Origin of the sequence: Vibrio sp. Isolate33, assembly GCF_022397895.1 — a bacterium.
In the GTDB taxonomy this organism is placed as follows: domain Bacteria; phylum Pseudomonadota; class Gammaproteobacteria; order Enterobacterales; family Vibrionaceae; genus Vibrio; species Vibrio pomeroyi.
Genome location: NZ_JAKEUP010000006.1, coordinates 169,128 through 188,871, shown reverse-complemented (window position 1 = coordinate 188,871; position 19,744 = coordinate 169,128). Strand labels below are relative to the sequence as shown.

The 19,744-nt window shown below is 45.4% G+C and carries 14 protein-coding genes and 9 tRNA genes; 5 read left to right on the top strand and 18 right to left on the bottom strand.

Translation table 11 applies throughout. The features are described 5' to 3' along the window. Positions 1 to 30: 30 nt before the first annotated feature. From hflC to tsaE, 8 genes are all read right to left on the bottom strand, one after another. On the bottom strand, positions 31 to 1,008 hold the full coding sequence (gene hflC / locus L1D37_RS12015; protein ID WP_017632701.1) for a protease modulator HflC: 978 nt from the start codon (positions 1,006 to 1,008) through the stop codon (positions 31 to 33). Positions 1,009 to 1,010: 2 nt separating this feature from the next. Beyond that, the gene (gene hflK, locus L1D37_RS12010; RefSeq protein ID WP_239848026.1) at positions 1,011 to 2,213 is read right to left on the bottom strand and encodes an FtsH protease activity modulator HflK; all 1,203 of its coding nucleotides are present in this window, start codon (positions 2,211 to 2,213) and stop codon (positions 1,011 to 1,013) included. A 27-nt stretch (positions 2,214 to 2,240) separates the two neighbouring features. Continuing rightward, complete coding sequence (gene hflX / locus L1D37_RS12005; RefSeq protein ID WP_017059928.1) at positions 2,241 to 3,548, bottom strand: ribosome rescue GTPase HflX; 1,308 nt, start codon at positions 3,546 to 3,548, stop codon at positions 2,241 to 2,243. Positions 3,549 to 3,592: 44 nt separating this feature from the next. After that, entirely contained in the window at positions 3,593 to 3,856 is a 264-nt protein-coding gene (gene hfq / locus L1D37_RS12000) for an RNA chaperone Hfq (protein WP_017059927.1), read from the bottom strand. 193 nt (positions 3,857 to 4,049) lie between these two features. Beyond that, entirely contained in the window at positions 4,050 to 4,982 is a 933-nt protein-coding gene (gene miaA, locus L1D37_RS11995; protein ID WP_176680793.1) for a tRNA (adenosine(37)-N6)-dimethylallyltransferase MiaA, read from the bottom strand. Positions 4,983 to 5,123: 141 nt separating this feature from the next. Then, complete coding sequence (gene mutL, locus L1D37_RS11990; RefSeq protein WP_239848025.1) at positions 5,124 to 7,301, bottom strand: DNA mismatch repair endonuclease MutL; 2,178 nt, start codon at positions 7,299 to 7,301, stop codon at positions 5,124 to 5,126. A gap of 102 nt (positions 7,302 to 7,403) precedes the next feature. Next, positions 7,404 to 9,125, bottom strand: a complete 1,722-nt coding sequence (locus tag L1D37_RS11985) for an N-acetylmuramoyl-L-alanine amidase (RefSeq protein WP_239848024.1) — start codon at positions 9,123 to 9,125, stop codon at positions 7,404 to 7,406. Beyond that, complete coding sequence (gene tsaE, locus L1D37_RS11980; RefSeq protein ID WP_017632706.1) at positions 9,119 to 9,583, bottom strand: tRNA (adenosine(37)-N6)-threonylcarbamoyltransferase complex ATPase subunit type 1 TsaE; 465 nt, start codon at positions 9,581 to 9,583, stop codon at positions 9,119 to 9,121. The genes L1D37_RS11985 and tsaE overlap by 7 nt, the downstream gene beginning before the upstream one ends. Positions 9,584 to 9,794: 211 nt before the next feature. Between tsaE and queG the strand changes: the two genes are divergently transcribed. Continuing rightward, the gene (gene queG, locus L1D37_RS11975) at positions 9,795 to 10,937 is read left to right on the top strand and encodes a tRNA epoxyqueuosine(34) reductase QueG (RefSeq protein WP_239848023.1); all 1,143 of its coding nucleotides are present in this window, start codon (positions 9,795 to 9,797) and stop codon (positions 10,935 to 10,937) included. A gap of 633 nt (positions 10,938 to 11,570) precedes the next feature. Here the strand turns inward: queG and L1D37_RS11970 are convergent. The 10 genes from L1D37_RS11970 to orn form a co-directional block, all read right to left on the bottom strand. Beyond that, a tRNA-Gly gene (locus L1D37_RS11970) sits at positions 11,571 to 11,646 on the bottom strand. A gap of 33 nt (positions 11,647 to 11,679) precedes the next feature. Next, positions 11,680 to 11,756: transfer RNA gene (locus L1D37_RS11965), tRNA-Met, on the bottom strand. 49 nt (positions 11,757 to 11,805) lie between these two features. Beyond that, positions 11,806 to 11,881 (bottom strand) — tRNA-Gly (locus L1D37_RS11960). A gap of 159 nt (positions 11,882 to 12,040) precedes the next feature. Further along, positions 12,041 to 12,117 (bottom strand) — tRNA-Met (locus tag L1D37_RS11955). A gap of 102 nt (positions 12,118 to 12,219) precedes the next feature. Continuing rightward, positions 12,220 to 12,295, bottom strand: a tRNA-Gly gene (locus L1D37_RS11950). Between the two features lie 74 nt (positions 12,296 to 12,369). Next, positions 12,370 to 12,445, bottom strand: a tRNA-Gly gene (locus L1D37_RS11945). A gap of 33 nt (positions 12,446 to 12,478) precedes the next feature. Then, a tRNA-Met gene (locus L1D37_RS11940) sits at positions 12,479 to 12,555 on the bottom strand. A 36-nt stretch (positions 12,556 to 12,591) separates the two neighbouring features. Beyond that, positions 12,592 to 12,667: transfer RNA gene (locus L1D37_RS11935), tRNA-Gly, on the bottom strand. Between the two features lie 53 nt (positions 12,668 to 12,720). Then, a tRNA-Gly gene (locus tag L1D37_RS11930) sits at positions 12,721 to 12,796 on the bottom strand. 180 nt (positions 12,797 to 12,976) lie between these two features. Next, positions 12,977 to 13,522, bottom strand: coding sequence for an oligoribonuclease (gene orn / locus L1D37_RS11925; protein WP_010434065.1), 546 nt, complete (start codon positions 13,520 to 13,522; stop codon positions 12,977 to 12,979). Between the two features lie 150 nt (positions 13,523 to 13,672). Here orn and rsgA point away from each other — a divergent pair, with 150 nt between their 5' ends. The 4 genes from rsgA to L1D37_RS11905 all read left to right on the top strand — a co-directional run bounded on the left by rsgA (position 13,673) and on the right by L1D37_RS11905 (position 19,653). Then, positions 13,673 to 14,728 carry a small ribosomal subunit biogenesis GTPase RsgA gene (gene rsgA, locus L1D37_RS11920; protein ID WP_239848022.1) on the top strand — a complete coding sequence of 352 codons (1,056 nt, stop codon included), beginning with the start codon at positions 13,673 to 13,675 and terminating at the stop codon, positions 14,726 to 14,728. A gap of 125 nt (positions 14,729 to 14,853) precedes the next feature. Then, entirely contained in the window at positions 14,854 to 15,765 is a 912-nt protein-coding gene (gene asd / locus L1D37_RS11915) for an archaetidylserine decarboxylase (protein ID WP_239848021.1), read from the top strand. 295 nt (positions 15,766 to 16,060) lie between these two features. Further along, positions 16,061 to 17,476: an SLC13 family permease gene (locus L1D37_RS11910; RefSeq protein ID WP_239848020.1), complete on the top strand. Its 1,416-nt coding sequence runs from the start codon at positions 16,061 to 16,063 to the stop codon at positions 17,474 to 17,476. A gap of 296 nt (positions 17,477 to 17,772) precedes the next feature. Next, complete coding sequence (locus tag L1D37_RS11905; RefSeq protein ID WP_239848019.1) at positions 17,773 to 19,653, top strand: methyl-accepting chemotaxis protein; 1,881 nt, start codon at positions 17,773 to 17,775, stop codon at positions 19,651 to 19,653. Positions 19,654 to 19,744 lie beyond the last annotated feature (91 nt).

The window sequence follows — 19,744 nt, the reverse complement described above, 5'->3', positions numbered from 1 at the left end:
AGCATTCGCTTTTCCAATTAACGAATCAGCTTATTTTGCTTGAACACCGCTTGCTTGATTCATGTATTGGAAGAAGTCTGTCTTCGGATCCAGTACTAGAATGTCGCTCTTATCGCTAAATGATGTCTCATAAGCTTGCAGTGAACGCATGAAGCCAAAGAACTCAGGGTCTTTGTTGTACGCGTCAGAGTAGATTTTCGCAGCTTCTGCGTCAGCATCACCACGAGTCACTCGAGCAGTACGGTCTGCTTCTGCAAGAACAGTCGCTACTTCTAGCTCAGCTTGAGCACGGATAACTTCTGCTTTTTCACGACCTTGAGAACGGTGTCTACGAGCAACCGATTCACGTTCTGCACGCATACGTCGGTAGATAGATTCACTGATTTCGTCAGGAAGGTTAATCTTCTTCATTCGGAAATCAACAACTTCAACACCTAAATCAGCCATCGCACTTTCTGACGTTCCAGATAGAACGTTTTCCATGATCTTATCGCGTTCGCCATCAACTTCTAGAGCTTCTGCAGCCGCTACCGTTGTAACAACTTCGCTATCAGCAGAGTCTGGCAGGATGTCCTTATTACGAGGTCCTGATACGATCTGCTTAATTTCACGAGAACCAATCTCAGAACGAAGAACATCTGTCACTTTACGCTCAAGAAGTGCTTCTGCCGTCATGATATTACCGCCACCGGTACTCAGATAAAAACGTCCAAAATCAGCAATACGCCATTTTGCGTAGGTATCAATTAGAACGTCTTTTTTCTCTGATGTTACGAAACGGTCAGAGCGACCATCCATCGTTTGAATACGAGCATCAAGTACTTTTACGCGATCAAACATTGGCAGTTTAAAGTGCAGGCCTGGTTCATAGATTCGTGATACGCCGTTGTCATCGAGAACTCGACCAAAACGAATTACCATGCCACGCTCACCTTCTTGAATCACAAACAGTGACATCAACAGAAGGGCAATCGTCACAACTAATACAGGGATCATTAATTTACGCATTATTAGTATCTCCCTTGGCGTGAACTGTCTGAACGAGTTTGAGTGCTAGGCTTAGGATCCGCTTGAGTTTCTAACTCAATTTGATCGTAAGTTGATGATGCTTTTGCAGGGCGAGTGCCCGACTGAGAACCACCTTGTGCGCCTAGCTTATCAATTGGTAGGTATAGCAAGTTACCGCTTGATTCAGAATCAATCAGGACTTTCGATGTGCTTGAGTACACTTTTTCCATTGTATCAAGGTACATACGGTTACGTGTTACTTCAGGAGCTGCTTGGTATTCAGGTAGCAGTTTCTCGAATTGAGCAACTTGACCTAGAGCACCATTAACTGTGCGCTCTGAGTAACCCACCGCTTCTTTCTTCAAACGCTCAGCACGACCTGTTGCTTTTGGAAGAATGTCATTTCGGTATGCTTCAGCTTCACGTTCGAAACGCTCTTCATCCTCACGAGCCGCGATTGCATCATCAAATGCATCTTTAACTTGCTCAGGTGGACGTGCTGACTGGAAGTTAACGTCAACAATAAGAATACCCATATCGTAGCTATCGATAATACGGTTTAGCGTTTCTTGAGTGCTTTGACGAATCTGTTGACGACCACTTGTCAGGATACTATCCATCAGTGAGTCACCAATTACTGCACGAAGCGCAGAATCTGTCGCTTGGCGTAAACTGTCGTCCGCATTCGTTACACGATACAAGTACTTGTATGGGTCAGAAACACGGTATTGAACACCCATTTCAACGGTCACAACGTTTTCGTCTTTAGTCAGCATGGTGCCTGACGCACGTAGAGAACGAATCGCTTGAACGTTTACAAGCTGCTCATCACTGATTTCATCGATGAAGCGTGGGTGCCAGTTAAGACCAGGTTCTTCGATACGGTCGAACTGACCCAGTCGAAGTACTACTGCTCTTTCTGCTTCGCCAACGGTGTAGAAACCCGCGAAGAACCAGATAGCAATCGCGATAACGGCAATGACACCAAAGCCAATTGCACCGCCACCACCGATAGATGGTCCGTTACCGTTGCCACCCTTTTTACCAAACTTGCCACCTAACTTTTGACTTAGTTTGCTAAAAACTTCGTCTAGATCTGGCGGTCCTTGATCTCGGCCGCCGCGATTATTTTTATTACCCCAAGGGTCATTATCGCGGCCGTTATTATCGCCGTTGTTGTTATTTCCAGGCTCATTCCACGCCATTAGAAAGCTCCATCATTTGATATGACGTTATACTGTAGCAGTCTCTTTGGTAACGATAAAGTCACCTAAGAGCGCCCCTTCTCTTTTTTCAAGTTTAGACCAATCTATTTGTTGCATTCGGATATCTATCAACAAGTTACCATTTTCATCATACTCTTCCTGTTGAATACATTTCATCTCGAAGAATAAGCTGCGAATACGGCCCTGATGTTGATGTGGAATACACAACCGGAATTGAACCATCTGGCTAGCTAAACGCTCAGTTAAAGCTTCGAACAGCAGTTCAATACCTTCTCCTTCCATTGCAGAAACCCAAACAGCGCGAGGTGCGCCCTCTTCGTCTCTTTCAATTCGAGGTTTTTGGTCTTCCATGCAGTCAATCTTATTCATGACTACAAGGGTTGGCACTTCATGAGCATCGATTTCTTCTAATACTTCATGAACCGCCTGAATGTTCTCACGAAAGCGGTCGTCACTGGCATCAACAACATGTAACAAAATGTCAGCTTCCTGCGTCTCTTGTAACGTAGCCTTGAACGCAGCGACCAAGTCGTGTGGTAGATGACGGATAAAACCTACGGTATCTGCGAGAATTGCAGGCCCGACATCTGCCAAATCAATCTTACGTAGTGTTGGGTCTAGGGTTGCAAACAGTTGGTCTGCAGCATAAACACCTGCACTAGTGATTCGATTGAAAAGTGTTGATTTCCCTGCGTTGGTATAACCAACCAAAGAAATTGTTGGGATTTCAGCTCGATTACGAGCACGTCGTCCTTGTTCACGCTGTTTAGCTACTTTCGCTAAACGACGCAATATTGCCTTTATACGGTCACGCAACAAACGTCGATCGGTTTCCAGTTGAGTTTCACCTGGACCACGAAGACCAATACCACCTTTCTGCCTTTCAAGGTGAGTCCAACCACGAATCAGTCGAGTAGAGATATGACGAAGCTGAGCGAGCTCAACTTGTAGCTTACCTTCGTGAGTTCGTGCACGTTGTGCAAAGATATCTAAGATCAGACCCGTGCGATCAATCACACGACATTTACACAATTGCTCGAGGTTTCGCTCTTGGGCAGGAGAGAGGGAGTGGTTAAAAATCACAATTTCAGCACCGGTTAGCTGAACAGCTTGTGCGATTTCTAGGGCTTTACCTTCTCCAACGTAGTATTTAGGGAGTGGGGATTGTCGACTACCAGTAATAACTTGTAGCGTTTCTACCCCCGCTGAGGAGACCAGCATTTCACATTCGCTCAGGTCTTCCCATTCTCCCTCTTGCGTGAAGTTGATATGAACAAGTACGGCTCGCTCGCCGGATTCATAACGGTCAAACAAGCAACCAACTCCTTATTACAGCGCAAGCTGTATCAATTGAACGATTAATCTTCAGTCTTCTCTGGACGATCAGATGGCGTGCGTTGCTCGCCGCTGTGGTGACTGACTGCACGTGCAGGTACCACAGTAGAAATCGCATGCTTGTAAACCATTTGGTTTACAGTGTTCTTCAATAAGATCACGAATTGATCGAAAGACTCGATCTGACCTTGCAGCTTAATGCCGTTAACAAGATAGATAGAGACTGGAATGCGCTCACGACGGAGTGCATTTAGGAATGGGTCTTGTAGCGATTGCCCCTTAGCCATTTTATTTTCCTTATTTGTATTTTGTTGTAATTATTTAGCTAGTGGTGCACAAAAAGGTGCGGCCTTTGCATCTGAGCTAAATGAATAAAAAAACTCCGTTGTTATTGAAAGGCTGTGATTTTTTAAAAGCCTCAATAACGGATCCTTTCCAGAGTATATTCACGCAAAAGCGATCACATTATACACAGCAATACTAATCAGATGCTATTGCATCTGAAAGAGTTTCTAACGCTTGTTCAATGTTTTCGCTATCTAACCAAGTTAAATCATCCCAGCTGCGCAACCAGGTGATCTGTCGCTTGGCCAACTGACGGGTTGCACAGACACCACGGAAAACCGCTTCGTCTAAATCACAATTACCGTCTAAATAATCCCACATCTGCCTATAACCAACGCATCGGATCGATGGTAGCTCAGGGTGAAGATCTTCTCTGGCGTACAACGCCTTCATTTCCTCTTCAAAGCCCGCTTCTATCATCTTCTCGAAACGCAGCTCAATGCGGCGATGGAGTTCAGTCCTTTCCTTGGGAGCTATAGCAAATTGTTTTACACGAAATGGCAGGCTATCGCCTTTCGTTTGAGTTAGCTCAGTTAATGTTTTACCCGAAATTCGATAAACTTCCAATGCCCTTGAAAGCCTTTGTGGATCATTTGGGTGTATTCTTTCAGCGGATACGGGATCTATCTCTCTTAATTGATCATGCAGAGCCTGCCAACCTTGCTCGATAGATTCCGCTTCAATCTGCTTACGAATCTCTTGATCCGCTGCGGGTAATGGCGATAAACCTTCCAACAATGCCTTGTAGTAAAGCATTGTTCCGCCAACAAGTAGCGGAATTTTGCCTTCCGCTACAATTGCATTCATTTCATTGATCGCATCACGACGAAAATCTGCCGCAGAGTACGCTTCGCTTGGATCAAGAATATCAATCAAGCGATGAGGCGCGAGCGCAAGCTCTTCTGCATCCGGTTTAGCGGTGCCGATATCCATGTCTTTGTAGATCAATGCCGAATCGACACTGATGATCTCTACTGGGTATTTCTGACGTAAGCGGATAGCTAAATCTGTTTTGCCTGATGCCGTAGGGCCCATTAAAAACAACGCTAAAGGTAATTTTTCAGTCATGATATTTAGTATTTGTTTCTCTGTTATAGCGCTTTTTAGCAAAGGGCTTTATATCGCGATACATCCTCAAAAAAGGATGTCATCGCCAAAAGTTAAACCATAAACAGCCAAAGCCGTAAATAAGCTTAATGTACTCGTAAACTAAGCCATAAATGCCGCAATAGTCGCTGAAAAGTCGATAGGATTAACAAACTCTGGATCATCTAATGGAAGTAGACCATGCCAAAGTTGTTCAAGTTCCCCAACTAATTGAACCGCTTCAGATAAAGTGTAGTCGCTTTTTACTTGTGCGGTTTGAATCCCGATCCAGTTAACCAAGGATGGCAACAGGTCGTTAGACTGCTTCACTGCACTCTGGGCATTTATTGAAGCCGCGTACGATAACAGATCTGGCATCAGAATTTGTAAGTTTTGCTGCCTCAAAGGAGACGGCACACCCATCACCATCACAGCTTCACTGTTTCGAGCTTTAAGCTCAATACCCAGCAACGCCAATGTTGAACTCAGCGCCTTCGCAACCTCAACCAACTCACTACCAAGCTTTATAGATAACGGAACCAATAACGGTTGGCTTTTTAACGCGCCACCTCGAGTATCAAGCTGACCAACAACACGCAGTAATTCAGCCTTGGCCAAGGAAACCAAAACACAGCCGTTCTTGTTGCCCATCACGAGATATTGACGCTCAACAATCGAGACCGCTTTCCCTAAGTCTGTCACTGGTGTTCTTGGCTTCGAGTGAATTAGTTTCTGTTGAACAGTCTCGGCTTCTGTTGAGGCTGTTTGTGCCACCTGTTCTTGAGGAGAGGTGAATTCCACAGTGTGCTCATCAAAGTTTGGCGTTTTTAAAAGCTCTTTATAGGCTTTAACTTCGCGCTTTGAGGGCGCTGGCTCAGCATGATGTTGGTGTGGCTCTTTTTCTTTCTTCGGTGCAGGTCGAGACTCTATCCACTCCTGGCGAGGAGAGCCTGTAAAGTTGCTTTCACTAACAGACGAGCTTCGGCCTGTTGATGAGCTTGGACTAGCTGATGAACTTGGGCTGCTTGATGAAGCATAGTGTTGCCCGCCATCATTAACGCTGTGTTGAGGCTTGTCATGAACCTGCTCAGATTCGGCTTTTCTCGGGTAGGCTGGTGTTTGTTCAATGGCGTGTCGCACCCGCTCTGAAACCTGTGCATCATCCGAGTTAGTCGGTGTTCTGTGTGCTGGCTCAGAGAAGCCCGCACTATCACCCATGTCAGTCATCGAACCATCTTTTTGATAATTCGGCGCTTCTGATTGGTGGAAGGCAGACTGATTGATCGGTGCAGCATCGATCTGCTTGCTCTGTGCTAAGCCATCACTCAGTGCTTGGTAAATAAAGTCGTGCACAAGGCGCGCTTGATGGAAACGCACTTCATGTTTGGCAGGGTGAACATTTACATCGACTTGATGTGGGTCCAGCTCAATAAACAACACATACGTTGCGAATTGGTCTGGACGCAGGCTGGTCTCGTAACTTTGACGAATCGCGTGATTGATCAATTTGTCACGCATCATACGGCCATTCACATAGCAGTATTGCAGATCACTTTGCTGCCTTGCCCCTTCAGGCGTGGTGATCCAGCCATGAAGTTTTAACCCTTGATGTTCAAGTTCAATCTTGATCATGTGACGAACAAACGCATTACCACACACTGCAGCGATACGCTTCTCAGCCTGAACATCGGTTTTTGCCGCACGATACTGACGAATCATTTTACCGTTATGACGAAGATTGATCGTCACATCAAAACGGCTCAGTGCGATGCGTTTCAACAGTTCATCAATATGCGTGAATTCGGTTTTCTCGGTGCGTAAGAACTTACGACGAGCGGGAGTGTTGAAGAACAAGTCCAACACCTCAACAGAGGTACCAATGGGATGCGCCGCTGGCTGCAGTTTCACCTGCATATCTCGGCCTTCACTGTGTGCAGCCCACGCTTGATCTTGAGTCGCAGGGCGTGAAGTCATAGTTAAGCGCGCAACAGAGCTGATACTCGCCAGCGCTTCACCACGGAAGCCAAGGCTGACGATCGCCTCTAGGTCATCAAGAGTATGGATTTTGGAGGTAGCATGACGACTCAGTGCCAACGCAAGCTCATCTTTAACGATGCCTTTACCGTTGTCACGAACGCGGATCATCTTGGCGCCACCTTTCTCGATATCAATATCGATACGTGTCGCACCAGAATCCAAACTGTTCTCAACCAGCTCTTTTACAACAGAGGCTGGCCTTTCTACCACTTCACCAGCTGCGATTTGGTTCGCTAAGCGAGCTGGCAGTATTTTGATCGTCATATTAATTGCTACCTTACTGCCATTGATGAAAACGCTTTACGTTTATGTTCGCACTTCTAAGTTAGTATTCTCACGCTTGAAGTCACTGAGTTGTTGCCAAAATTATTTATGCGGAATAATCAGAACTTGACCTATCGCCAGTTCATCAGAGCGTAGCTTGTTCGCTTGGCGAATACTGTTAACGCTCACGCCATATTTCGACGCAATCTTGCCAAGATAATCGCCTCTTGCGACTTTATGTTTGCGCAGAGGGACATCCTTCACTTCAACCGTAATTCGTAACTTTTGGCCCACTCTCACCGTCTCTGATTTCAAGCGGTTCTCACGTTTAATATCTGCGACCGATACTTTGTAGCGGCTGGCTATCTTGCCTAGGTATTCTCCAGACTTAACCGTGTGAGTGATAGTCTTAGTTTTAACAGCACTGCTTGATGATGAGCTTGAAGCGCTGCCCGGAATCTTAAGTACTTGGCCAATCGCTAGGCTGCTTGATTTCAGATTATTCAGTTTCATCAAAGCCTGTGTTGATGTGCCATATTTGCTCGCGATCACCGATAAAGACTCGCCACGAGACACTTTATGCTGGCTTACACTACCCGTTGATGATGTAGCATTCGACAAGATAATCCCTTCAGGTGGGTTAGCCTTCAAATACTTCACCACGGCTTTGGTTACAGCACGCGCAAGCTTGTCTTGGTGAGAACGTTGGAAAAGCAGCTTCTCTTCCGTCGGGTTCGAAATAAAACCAGTTTCGACTAGTACTGATGGAATCTGTGGTGAACGTAATACTGCCAAGCTGGTGTTGATCGGTTTGCTGTTGTGTAGCTTAGACACCTTGCCCATTTCAGACAGAATAGCCGTTGCCAACTTATAACCTTCTTTTTGCGAATGGCTGAACTGTAAATCCAACAAGGTTTGGTTCACGTTCTTATCATGCATATTACTTGTGAACGCCACACCGCTGCCACCCAGCAATTCTGATTGTTTTTCTCTATTCTCAATCCAACGTGAAATCTCTGTATTGGCGCGTCGAGTATTCAATACAAACACGGAACCACCTCGAGGTTGAGGCGTCGTAAAGGCATCGGCGTGAATAGAGATCATTAGGTGTGCTTCATTCTCACGAGCAATCGCAACACGTCGGTTCAGGTTTACAAAGTAATCGGCATTGCGCGTTAAGCGTGTCTTTATTCCCGGCACTGCATTGAGGTGTGCCGCAAGCTTTTTAGAAATGCTGAGAGTCGCATCTTTTTCATACTTACGAGATGGACCAATCGAACCCGGGTCTTCACCACCGTGGCCAGGATCAATCACGATCAAAATATCTTTCTGGCGCTTAACCTGATTAATGTCTTTGCTTACGGTCGGCTTACTCGGTGTTGTAGCTGGTTTGCTTTTACTTTTCGCACCGTGAGGGAGATCGATAACCAAGCGGTGACCATATTGACCACCCGGAGTTGGGCTCAGTTTAAAGAGCTCAGCATTAGAAGATTTCTTTAATTCAAAAACTAAGCGATACGTCCCTTTCTGCGGTGGAGAGCTCTTACGAACCTTCGATAACACAGGGCTATCTTTCACCACGACAGGTAGCTTGGTTGCTAACTCAGTATTTTTTAAATCGACGACTAAGCGACTTGGACTACTCAGGGTGAAATAGCTAAAGTCGACTTCTGACTTTAGATCGATAACCACACGAGTTTCTTCCGGTGAAGGCCAAACCCTCAAACCTTTCAGTGCATTCGCAGAAACAAGTGATGAAAACAATAAAGAGAAAACAGCAGCCATCATGGCTACTGTTGAAAAAAGGCGTTTAGAAATCAACATAACTCCAACTGACTAAGTAAGCGCTGTCCGTATTCACTATTAGCGGTTAAAGAAACAATACGGTGATCGTCTTGGTAACGAATATCAATATCCATGTCCGCTTCTGGTAGCATGCCATAGCCTTTTTCAGGCCATTCAACCAAACAGATCGCGTCAGGGGTAAAGTAATCACGAATCCCCATAAACTCGAGTTCTTCAGGATCGGCTAGGCGATATAGATCGAAGTGATACACCTGCCAATCTGCAAGTTGATAAGGTTCAACTAGAGTATACGTTGGGCTCTTTACATTTCCTTGATGGCCAAGTGCTTTTACAAAGCCACGACTGAACGTCGTTTTACCTGCGCCAAGATCACCATGCAGATAAATAGTCGTCTGCTGTGAGCAAAGATTAGAAAGCTCCGTTCCTAGTTGAATCGTTGCTTGTTCATCTTTCAAAGTAAATTGTTTAGTGCTCATGAATACGTTCTCTAAAAATCGATCGTTGACTATATAAAAATCAAAAGAACAAGAATAGTAAACCGTGATGCTTTTGGGAGACAAGCACTCAAGTGTAAGTTCTATGAAAAATACTGATCAAAACACGTCTGTTCTGGTCAATACCACTAAGATCCGTTAAGATCCGCCCCCATTTTTGCCGAACCTAATTTTAATCGATAAGAATCAAGCCATGAACCTAGACCATCTTGCTGAAAAAATTAAAATTTGGGGAAAAGAGTTAGGCTTTCAAAAAGTTGGCATCTGTGATGTTGATTTAAGTGAACACGAAGCTCCTCTTCAAGCATGGCTAGATGCGGGTAATCACGGCGAAATGGATTGGATGGCTCGACATGGAATGATGCGAGCACGTCCTGATGAGCTTCACCCTGGCACCATTCGAGTGATCAGCGCCCGAATGAACTACCTACCACCAGAAGCTCAATTTGCCTCTAACCTAAGCGATACCACTCAAGGCTATATCAGCCGTTACTCTTTAGGCCGCGATTATCACAAATTGTTCCGTAACCAGTTGAAAAAGCTGGGACAAAGAATAGAGAAAGAGGTCGAAGGTTTAGACTCACGCCCTTTCGTGGATTCAGCGCCTATCTTGGAAAGACCACTTGCTCAAAAAGCAGGGCTAGGTTGGACAGGTAAGCACTCGCTTATTCTCGATAAAGACGCTGGGTCTTGGTTCTTCTTAGGAGAGCTACTGGTTAACATCCCTCTTCCTGTCGATCTACCTAGTGTTGACCAGTGTGGTAAATGCACCGCATGTATCACTTCTTGTCCAACAGGGGCTATTATTGCTGATGGCGTTGTGGATGCGCGCAAATGTATCTCGTACTTAACCATCGAATATGATGGCGTGATCCCTGAAGAATTTAGAGACGCGATAGGAAACCGTATCTACGGTTGCGATGATTGCCAATTAGTTTGCCCGTGGAATCGTGAAGCGGATATCACAGAACAAACTGACTTTCACCGCAGAGAAGATTTCCAAGAGGCTGATCTCGTCTCACTTTCAAGTTGGGATGAAGCAACCTTTCTGAAGAAAATGGAAGGTTCAGCAATAAGACGCATTGGCCATACTCAATGGTTGCGCAATATTTTCGTCGCGATGGGCAATGCACCGTTTCAACAACGTATTGTTGAAACGCTTGAGTCTCATCGAGGGGAAAGTGACTTACTAGACGTACACATTGAGTGGGCTTTGCAAAAACAACTACAGCAGTTACCTACCTCAAATAGCGTGCAAGAGGGCAGCAGCAAAATCGCCACTAAAAAGCACAGATTGATACGTATTGTTGAGAAAGGCCTTCCAAGAGATGCCTAGCCCTTTAAGTACCAAGGATTGTCTCGTTACACCACATCAGCAGTCCAATATTTAAGACAACCCGTTGCACATAATTTTAGAACAATGTTTGACCTTGTTCTCAATTTTAACAATGTGGAAAAAATTCAGATCTCTCGTAAACTTCCGACACCCACACAAAGTTAAACACAGTGCTGATAAATGATTAAGATCAAAAAACAACAAGTTAACGATCTTTTATCAAATTGAAGATGCACAGCTAACCTTATAAAAAACAGCAAGTTACCAACACCACAATTCAGCTAATATATTGAAAACAAGAAAGATCTTTTTGAGATATATAAAGAATTAAGCCTGAAATAACTTTATCAACCAAGTTATCCACATCGAACTATTTGTGGATAAGTCTGTTTATAGATGTGAAAAACCTCAAGTATCTGCTTCAGAGACCTGATGTTTACTAGCATTCCAGTTGCTAAGAAAAATTTAAGACAAAAAAATATCCACCATGATGGAGGATTATTTGCTTTTTTGGGGGATTATGCTTCGCAGCATTAAAGAAAGAGCGTGACCTTTAAGGTCGCCTTTAAACTCTGTGATCTAAAGAAAAACACGGTGGTTTAAAGTATCTTATTAGCTTTTTTAGAAGAAAGCTGGAGCGATACATCGGGTTCGAACCGATGACCTCAACCTTGGCAAGGTTGCGCTCTACCAACTGAGCTAGTATCGCATAAGTTAAYCGCTGTCGCGYTTAACTGTAATRTGGTTGCGGGAGCCGGATTTGAACCGACGACCTTCGGGTTATGAGCCCGACGAGCTACCAAGCTGCTCCATCCCGCGTCCGGATGCATTGTTTAAGTCAATGAGTCTTGTCTCTAGGAGACTAATTTGGAGCGATACATCGGGTTCGAACCGATGACCTCAACCTTGGCAAGGTTGCGCTCTACCAACTGAGCTAGTATCGCATAAGTTAACCGCTRTCGCGTTTAACTGTAATGTGGTTGCGGGAGCCGGATTTGAACCGACGACCTTCGGGTTNCGATGACCTCAACCTTGGCAAGGTTGCGCTCTACCAACTGAGCTAGTATCGCATAAGTTAACCGCTRTCGCGTTTAACTGTAATGTGGTTGCGGGAGCCGGATTTGAACCGACGACCTTCGGGTTATGAGCCCGACGAGCTACCAARCTGCTCCATCCCGCGTCCGGATGCATTGTTTAAGACAATGAGACTAAACCATTTTCATTCTGAGTACTTTCTCTAGGAGATGACTTCTAAGAATATAACTTCTTGTTCGAATAAAAGTGGAGCGATACATCGGGTTCGAACCGATGACCTCAACCTTGGCAAGGTTGCGCTCTACCAACTGAGCTAGTATCGCATAAGTTAACCGCTGTCGCGTTTAACTGTAATGTGGTTGCGGGAGCCGGATTTGAACCGACGACCTTCGGGTTNTGGAGCGATACATCGGGTTCGAACCGATGACCTCAACCTTGGCAAGGTTGCGCTCTACCAACTGAGCTAGTATCGCATRAGTTAACCGCTGTYGCGTTTAACTGTAATGTGGTTGCGGGAGCCGGATTTGAACCGACGACCTTCGGGTTATGAGCCCGACGAGCTACCAAGCTGCTCCATCCCGCGTCCGGATGCATCATTTAAGTTGATGATTCTTTAATTTGGAGCGATACATCGGGTTCGAACCGATGACCTCAACCTTGGCAAGGTTGCGCTCTACCAACTGAGCTAGTATCGCATTATAAAAGGTCTTTCACCTTTCGATTACCGCTTTCGCCATAACCTACAAATTGGAGCGATACATCGGGTTCGAACCGATGACCTCAACCTTGGCAAGGTTGCGCTCTACCAACTGAGCTAGTATCGCAATCTGAAAACGTCTTTCGCCGTTCAGGGCTGCGAATTATAAGAGCATTTTTTTGTGATGCAAGTCCTTAATGCAAAATTACGAAACTTTTTACTCAACTGCTGTAAAAGCACACAGATTTGCAAAAAAATTAGCTCTTATGTCCCTGAAAAGTTAGATAAACGTGATCATTTTATCCGACTAGATGTTAATAATCGTTTTTCGGTAGTACTGCAGCTCTGCGATCGACTCTCGAATATCATCAAGTGCTAGGTGACTTCCAGACTTTGAAAAACCGTCTAACACTTCAGGCTTCCAACGACGAGTCAGCTCTTTCAGCGTGCTTACGTCGACATAACGGTAATGAAAGTACTCTTCCAATTCAGGCATGTGTTTGTATAGGAATCGGCGATCTTGACCGATGCTATTGCCACAGATTGGAGACTTACCTTTTGGTACCCACTTCTCAAGAAACTCAATCGTTTGTTGGATGGCGTCTTGTTCTGAAACCGTACTTTCTTGGATTCGTTTCACTAGGCCGCTGCCGGTGTGAGTCGTTGTGCACCACTCGTCCATCTTGTCTAATTCACTCTGAGGTTGGTGAATAGCCAAAACAGGTCCTTCAGCAAGGATGTTAAGCTCACTATCGGTAACGATAGTCGCAATTTCAATGATTTTATGAGTTTCAGGATCCAGTCCTGTCATCTCTAGATCAACCCAAATTAGGTTCTGATCGCTAAAGGACATAAGGCGTCGCCTATTTGTTTAAGTGTAAAAGAGGTACTATACCCAAATAACTATACTCAAACTAGCTTTAGGGCCATCGAAATCACGTGGTACCAGCGACACCCAGTTTGAGTTCCCAATCATCAAGTTAGATGTGTTAAGTGAAAAATTGTGGCTAAAAAAAAGAAGTTAACCAAAGGTCAGGTACGTCGAGTACGTAGCAACCAGAACAAGCGACTCAAGAAAGAAGATTCTATCCAATGGGATGAGAACATGCTTGGCGGAACCAAAAGCGGACTCGTGATTACGCGCTTTGGCCAACATGCTGATATCGAAGATCTTGAAACAAACGAAGTTCATCGTTGTAACTTACGCCGTAGTATCGAGACATTGGTTTCTGGTGACCGAGTGACTTGGCGTGCAGGCTTAGAATCCATGGCTGGTATTTCTGGCGTTGTAGAAGCCGTTGAACCAAGAACTTCAATGCTGACTCGCCCTGATTACTACGACGGCCTAAAACCGGTTGCGGCTAACGTTGACCAAATGGTAATCGTATCGGCTGTGCTACCAGAGCTATCACTTAATATTATCGACCGCTACTTGATCGCTTCTGAGACGGTCAACATCGCCCCTCTTGTTGTTCTGAACAAGGTAGATTTGCTGACCGAAGAACAGATTGCGGAATACCGTGAAACGCTTAAAGAGTACGAGAAGATCGGCTACAAAGTGATGTTCGTGAGTAAAGAATCTGGCTACGGCATCAAAGAGCTGGAAGCTGAGCTTAAAGATCGCATCAACATCTTTGTTGGTCAGTCTGGTGTAGGTAAATCAAGCCTAGTGAATGCGTTAATGCCAACGCTGGACATTGAAGAGGGTGAAGTCTCTGAGAACTCAGGTCTTGGCCAACATACAACTACGGCAGCTCGTTTATACCACTTCCCTTCAGGTGGCGACCTTATCGATTCTCCAGGGGTTCGTGAGTTTGGCTTATGGCACTTGGAAGCGGACGAAATCACTGAAGCCTTCATCGAATTCAAACCTTACCTTGGCGGCTGTAAGTTCCGCGACTGTAAGCACAATGATGACCCTGGCTGTATCCTGCGAGAAGCCGTTGAAGATGGAAAGATCAGTCGACTGCGTTTCGACAACTACCATCGCATCATTGAAAGCATGGCAAATAACAAAGATAACCGTCAGTATTCACGCAACAAAAAAGCCGATCTCTAATCGCGTTTTTGTGAACAAATGTGTGCATTTACTGACAATTGGCGCGAATTTAAGTAACATCTCGCGCCCTAAAGCGTCATCGACAGATTTAATTGAACAACAAATAGCATTGGAAAATTAATACAATGGATAAGATTAAAGTTGGATTGCAGTACTGGATTCCACAACATGGACTGACTCGTCTAGTCGGCAAACTTGCGTCAGCTAAAGCGGGCGGCTTAACGACAGCGATCATCAACTGGTTCATCAAGCAATACAAAGTGAACATGGATGAAGCTCTGCATAGCGATCCAAAGCACTTTAAAACATTCAATGAATTCTTCGTACGTGAATTGAAAGAAGGCATGCGCCCTATCGCTGAAGGCGAGTCTGTTATCGTTCACCCTGCCGATGCTCGCGTAAGCCAATTTGGTCCAATTACTGACGGCCAACTGATTCAGGCTAAAGGTCACGATTACTCAGCTCGCGAGCTATTAGGTGGTGATGCTGCATTAGCGGATGAGTTTAAAGACGGTGAATTCGCAACGCTTTACTTGTCTCCAAGTGATTACCACCGCGTGCACATGCCATGCGATGGCACACTACGCCAAATGATCTACGTTCCAGGTGATCTTTTCTCTGTAAACCCACTAACGGCAGAGAACGTTCCAAACCTATTCGCACGTAACGAGCGCGTAGTGTGTATCTTCGATACGGAATTTGGCCCAATGGCACAAGTATTAGTTGGTGCGACTATCGTAGGTAGCATCGAGCAAGTATGGGCTGGCACGATTACTCCACCTCGTGGCAACTCGGTTTACAAGTGGGATTACCCAGCACAAGGTGACAAAGCAATCATCTTGAAGAAAGGCGAAGAAATGGGTCGCTTTAAACTTGGCTCAACCGTGATCAACCTATTTGCGAAAGATGCAATCAAGTTTGACGACACTATGCAAAATGGCGAGAAGACCGTTCTAGGTACACCTTTCGCGCACATTGTTGGTAAAGGTGCTGAGACTGAAGCTGTTGATTCAGCAGAGAGCACAGACCAAGCTTAATGATTTGAGTTTAACTCATTCAGTTTTAAAGGCGCGTTTTTCTATATTTAGAGAAGAACGCGCCTTTTTCTTATCTAGTTCGAGACACTTCCCCTCAAGATTTCAATCAATCTAACTACCGACAACCTTGCTCTCAACGATCAGTACGTTGAATTCCCCAGAAAAAAGATTGACCAAAAACAAAACAACTGTCGAAACCTTAAACAACGTTTCGATTTTATAACCCGTCTCCAAGTACCAAAAAACCAGATAACTTATTCTATTTGAAGATATTTTATTCATAGGGTCTTTGTACATGCCTAAACTCAATGTTGGCGTTCTGGTCAAGCTGTTGATTTGTTTTGCGATTCCCTTAGGCGTGTTATTCATGCCGATAGACTCCATACCTATCGATGACCTAACGTTGATTCAACACCGCCTACTGGCGATATTCCTGCTTGCAGCACTGCTTTGGGTGCTTGAGCCCGTTCCAGTTTTCGCCACCTCGATACTGATCATTGCACTGGAACTGGTGATGATTTCCGACAAAGGCTTGCATCTATTTCGAACCCCACCAGCAGGACACGATCTCGGTGAGTTAATCAAATATACCGACATATTCGGTGCGTTTTCATCGCCAATCATCATTCTATTCATGGGTGGTTTCGCACTCGCGATCTCGGCATCTAAGTACGAACTCGATAACAACCTCGCTCGAGTACTGCTGAAACCATTTGGTACAGAGCCGCGCTTCATCATGCTCGGTTTAATGCTGATCACTGCTGTGTTCTCGATGTTCATGTCGAATACCGCAACCACAGTTATGATGCTGGCACTGCTCGGCCCTATCGTGGCATCTGCACCAAAGGGCGATATGGGGATCAAAGCGCTCGTGTTGTGTATTCCAATCGCGGCCAATACTGGCGGTATCGCGACACCCATCGGCACTCCACCCAATGCCATCGCACTGCAATACCTAACCGGTGAAAACACCATCGACTTCCTGAGTTGGATGATGATGGGCTTACCCTTTGTGATCATCCAACTCACTATAGCTTGGTTTCTTCTTCAGAAAATCTTTCCTTCCAAGCAGAAGAACATGGAGCTCAAACTCGATGGGCAATTTAGAAAGAGTTGGCGTGCGATCGTGGTTTACATCACCTTCGCGGCGACCATCTTGTTGTGGATGACCACCAAACTGCACGGCATGAACACCTACGTCGTCTCTATCATTCCACTGGCTGTGTTTACTCTGACTGGCATCATGGGCAAAGAAGAACTCAAGCTAATTAACTGGGATGTATTGTGGCTGGTTGCAGGTGGTATTGCGATTGGTATTGGCTTAGATAAAACAGGTTTAGCTGCGGCGTTAGCACACGCGATTGACTATGAGTCGCTCTCACCTGCTGCCGTAGTTCTCACGCTATCTATCGTGTGTTGGTTAATGGCGAACTTCATGTCGAACACCGCTACTGCCAACTTACTGATGCCAATAGCCGCTGCGATTGGTGCATCGATGGAAAGCCTAGTGGCGATTGGTGGATTACAAGGCTTGCTGGTTGTGGTTGCCTTCTCTGCATCACTCGGCATGATTCTTCCAGTATCGACACCACCAAACTCACTGGCCTACTCGACTGGACTTATCGAAAGCAAAGACATGGCTAAGATGGGTATCATCTTGGGGATTGTCGGCTTGTTGATGGTTTACCTCGCGTTGTTCATCATCACCTAATAGACGTTCAACGATCACCCATACTCCGGACTAAGGTGCTAAATGTAAATTTAGCGCCTATTCGCGCTGCATCATGGACAATTACCCGAACAAGTAACTGATTTTTAAATCAATTAATAACTGTGATTTTACTTCACTGTTTTACAAAAAGCAGAGTAAATATATTTAGAATTTATGATTTCAAACACATTCATTCTGCCTAAGACAGCGGCAGTATACGCCTATCAAAAACACATCAATTCATTATTAAGTACGTCACCGTAGTTAGGTTTTGTCTAATCAGAGAGGAATGGACCTTGAGACATACTATTAAATTTAAAATTCAGATCGCCATTGCGATCATTATCGCCGTCGTGAGTGGTACCCAAGCTTGGATATCGGTTACCCAACTCACTCAAGAGACTGAAGTCGCGATCAACCAAGAAATGAAGAATGTCAGTGTAGGCACAACTAATTACATTGCCGATTGGCTCTCGACTCGCAGTGATATGATGCTCGCCAATGAGCCGACCATTTCAAGCAGTAGTAACTCTGACCGCGAGTTATTGATCACCAAACAAGCCGGACAATTCCTATCGGTTTACGCCGGGTTCAGCGATGGCACGATCGCTTATGGCGATAAAACGGAAAGCTGGCCTACAGACTACGATCCTCGGACACGCCCATGGTACATAGATGCCAACGCCGCATCAGACCTGATAATTACTGAACCGTATCAAGACTTCGATGGCAGCATCGTCATCAGCTTTGCTAAAGCCTTCAATGGCCAAAAACAGGGTGTGCTTGCTGCAGATTTAACCGTCACCAGCATTATCGACACCGTTCTAAACGTAAAACTGGATAACGATGGCTTCGCCTTCTTAGTCGATGGCAACAACAATATCGTTGCGTACAGTGATGAAGCGTTAAGCCAGAAACCACTTACGAGTTTAAACCCAGAGTTAACCGAAAACCGAGTGTCACAACTGATTCAAAATCACACCATCACCACACTGACGTGGCCAGGTCAGGGCGATAAGTTGGTTTACATTGCCAACGTGCCAAACACAGATTGGTCTTTGGGCATTGTTATCGATAAAGAGTTGGCATTCTCTGCGGTATCTGACGCGATTCAGTTCATCGCGATTACCTCTCTGGTTCTGTACATCGTGATTTCAGTCGCCAGTACCATGGTCATCAACCGCTTGCTTTACCCGTTACAAACCTTATCTGAAGCACTCACTCAGCTTGCTCAAGGTCGAGGTGACCTCACTCAACGCATTGATATCACACGCATGGATGAGATTGGTAAGCTTGCCGAGCTTGTAAACCAGTTCTTGAGTCAGATGCAAAGCATGCTCAAAGGCGTTATCGAGCACAGCCATGATTTAAATAATCACGCAGAAAAAGCCAACCAATTGGCCACTCAATCCTCCATTCGAGTCGAGAATCAACAAAACGATATCAACCAAATTGCCACCGCGATTCATGAGATGTCAGCGACTGCTGCCGAAGTAGCAAGCCATGCAGAATTAACCGCATCCGCTTCTCAAGCTTCGGCGACTGCTTGTAACGATGGCCAAGAGGTAATCCAACAAAACCGCGATGCTATTACTAGCCTTGCAAGCCAAGTGGAAGACGCTGCCAATGTGATCCGAGAGTTGGAAAACAACGCGCAAAGCATCAACCAGATCCTGTCCACCATTCAAGGCATTGCTGAGCAAACTAATCTGTTGGCATTGAATGCGGCAATTGAAGCGGCGCGTGCGGGAGAACAAGGTCGTGGATTTGCGGTTGTTGCAGACGAGGTTCGAGTGCTAAGCCAAAGAACGCATGGCTCCACCGAAGAAATCCGCGTGATGATTGATACGCTGCAGAAGAATACCGAACATGCCGTCGAAAGCATGACCACCAGCACTCAACTGGCAGAGAACAGTGTTGGTTTTGCAGAGCAAGCTCATGGCAGCCTCACTAAAATCACGCAAGCCATCACCGAAATCAACGATATGGCCTTGCAGATAGCGAGTGCAGCCGAAGAGCAACGCGCGGTTAGCGAAGACATCAGCCGCAATACACAAGGAATCAAAGATGCCTCTGACGATCTTGCACAACAAGCAGAAAGCAGCCGTAATAGCTCAAATGAAATGAGCAGCGCTGCTGAGTCTATGCGTCGAGATGTGGAGCGCTTTAAAGTGTAATGCGTAATTAATAACATCAAGCCGAGCTGTAAACGTTCATGATTCTTTTGTTAAGAATCACTTTGTTCTCAGTTCGGTTTGATGCATATTG

What these genes read in the sequence shown, in the direction of transcription:
- tsaE (WP_017632706.1), bottom strand. Translation starts at nt 9,583, where the DNA reads ATGAGCACTAAACAATTTACTTTGAAAGATGAACAAGCAACGATTCAA.
- hflK (WP_239848026.1), bottom strand. Translation starts at nt 2,213, where the DNA reads ATGGCGTGGAATGAGCCTGGAAATAACAACAACGGCGATAATAACGGC.
- mutL (WP_239848025.1), bottom strand. Translation starts at nt 7,301, where the DNA reads ATGACGATCAAAATACTGCCAGCTCGCTTAGCGAACCAAATCGCAGCT.
- queG (WP_239848023.1), top strand. Translation starts at nt 9,795, where the DNA reads ATGAACCTAGACCATCTTGCTGAAAAAATTAAAATTTGGGGAAAAGAG.
- hfq (WP_017059927.1), bottom strand. Translation starts at nt 3,856, where the DNA reads ATGGCTAAGGGGCAATCGCTACAAGACCCATTCCTAAATGCACTCCGT.
- orn (WP_010434065.1), bottom strand. Translation starts at nt 13,522, where the DNA reads ATGTCCTTTAGCGATCAGAACCTAATTTGGGTTGATCTAGAGATGACA.
- miaA (WP_176680793.1), bottom strand. Translation starts at nt 4,982, where the DNA reads ATGACTGAAAAATTACCTTTAGCGTTGTTTTTAATGGGCCCTACGGCA.
- hflC (WP_017632701.1), bottom strand. Translation starts at nt 1,008, where the DNA reads ATGCGTAAATTAATGATCCCTGTATTAGTTGTGACGATTGCCCTTCTG.
- L1D37_RS11910 (WP_239848020.1), top strand. Translation starts at nt 16,061, where the DNA reads ATGCCTAAACTCAATGTTGGCGTTCTGGTCAAGCTGTTGATTTGTTTT.
- asd (WP_239848021.1), top strand. Translation starts at nt 14,854, where the DNA reads ATGGATAAGATTAAAGTTGGATTGCAGTACTGGATTCCACAACATGGA.
- L1D37_RS11985 (WP_239848024.1), bottom strand. Translation starts at nt 9,125, where the DNA reads ATGTTGATTTCTAAACGCCTTTTTTCAACAGTAGCCATGATGGCTGCT.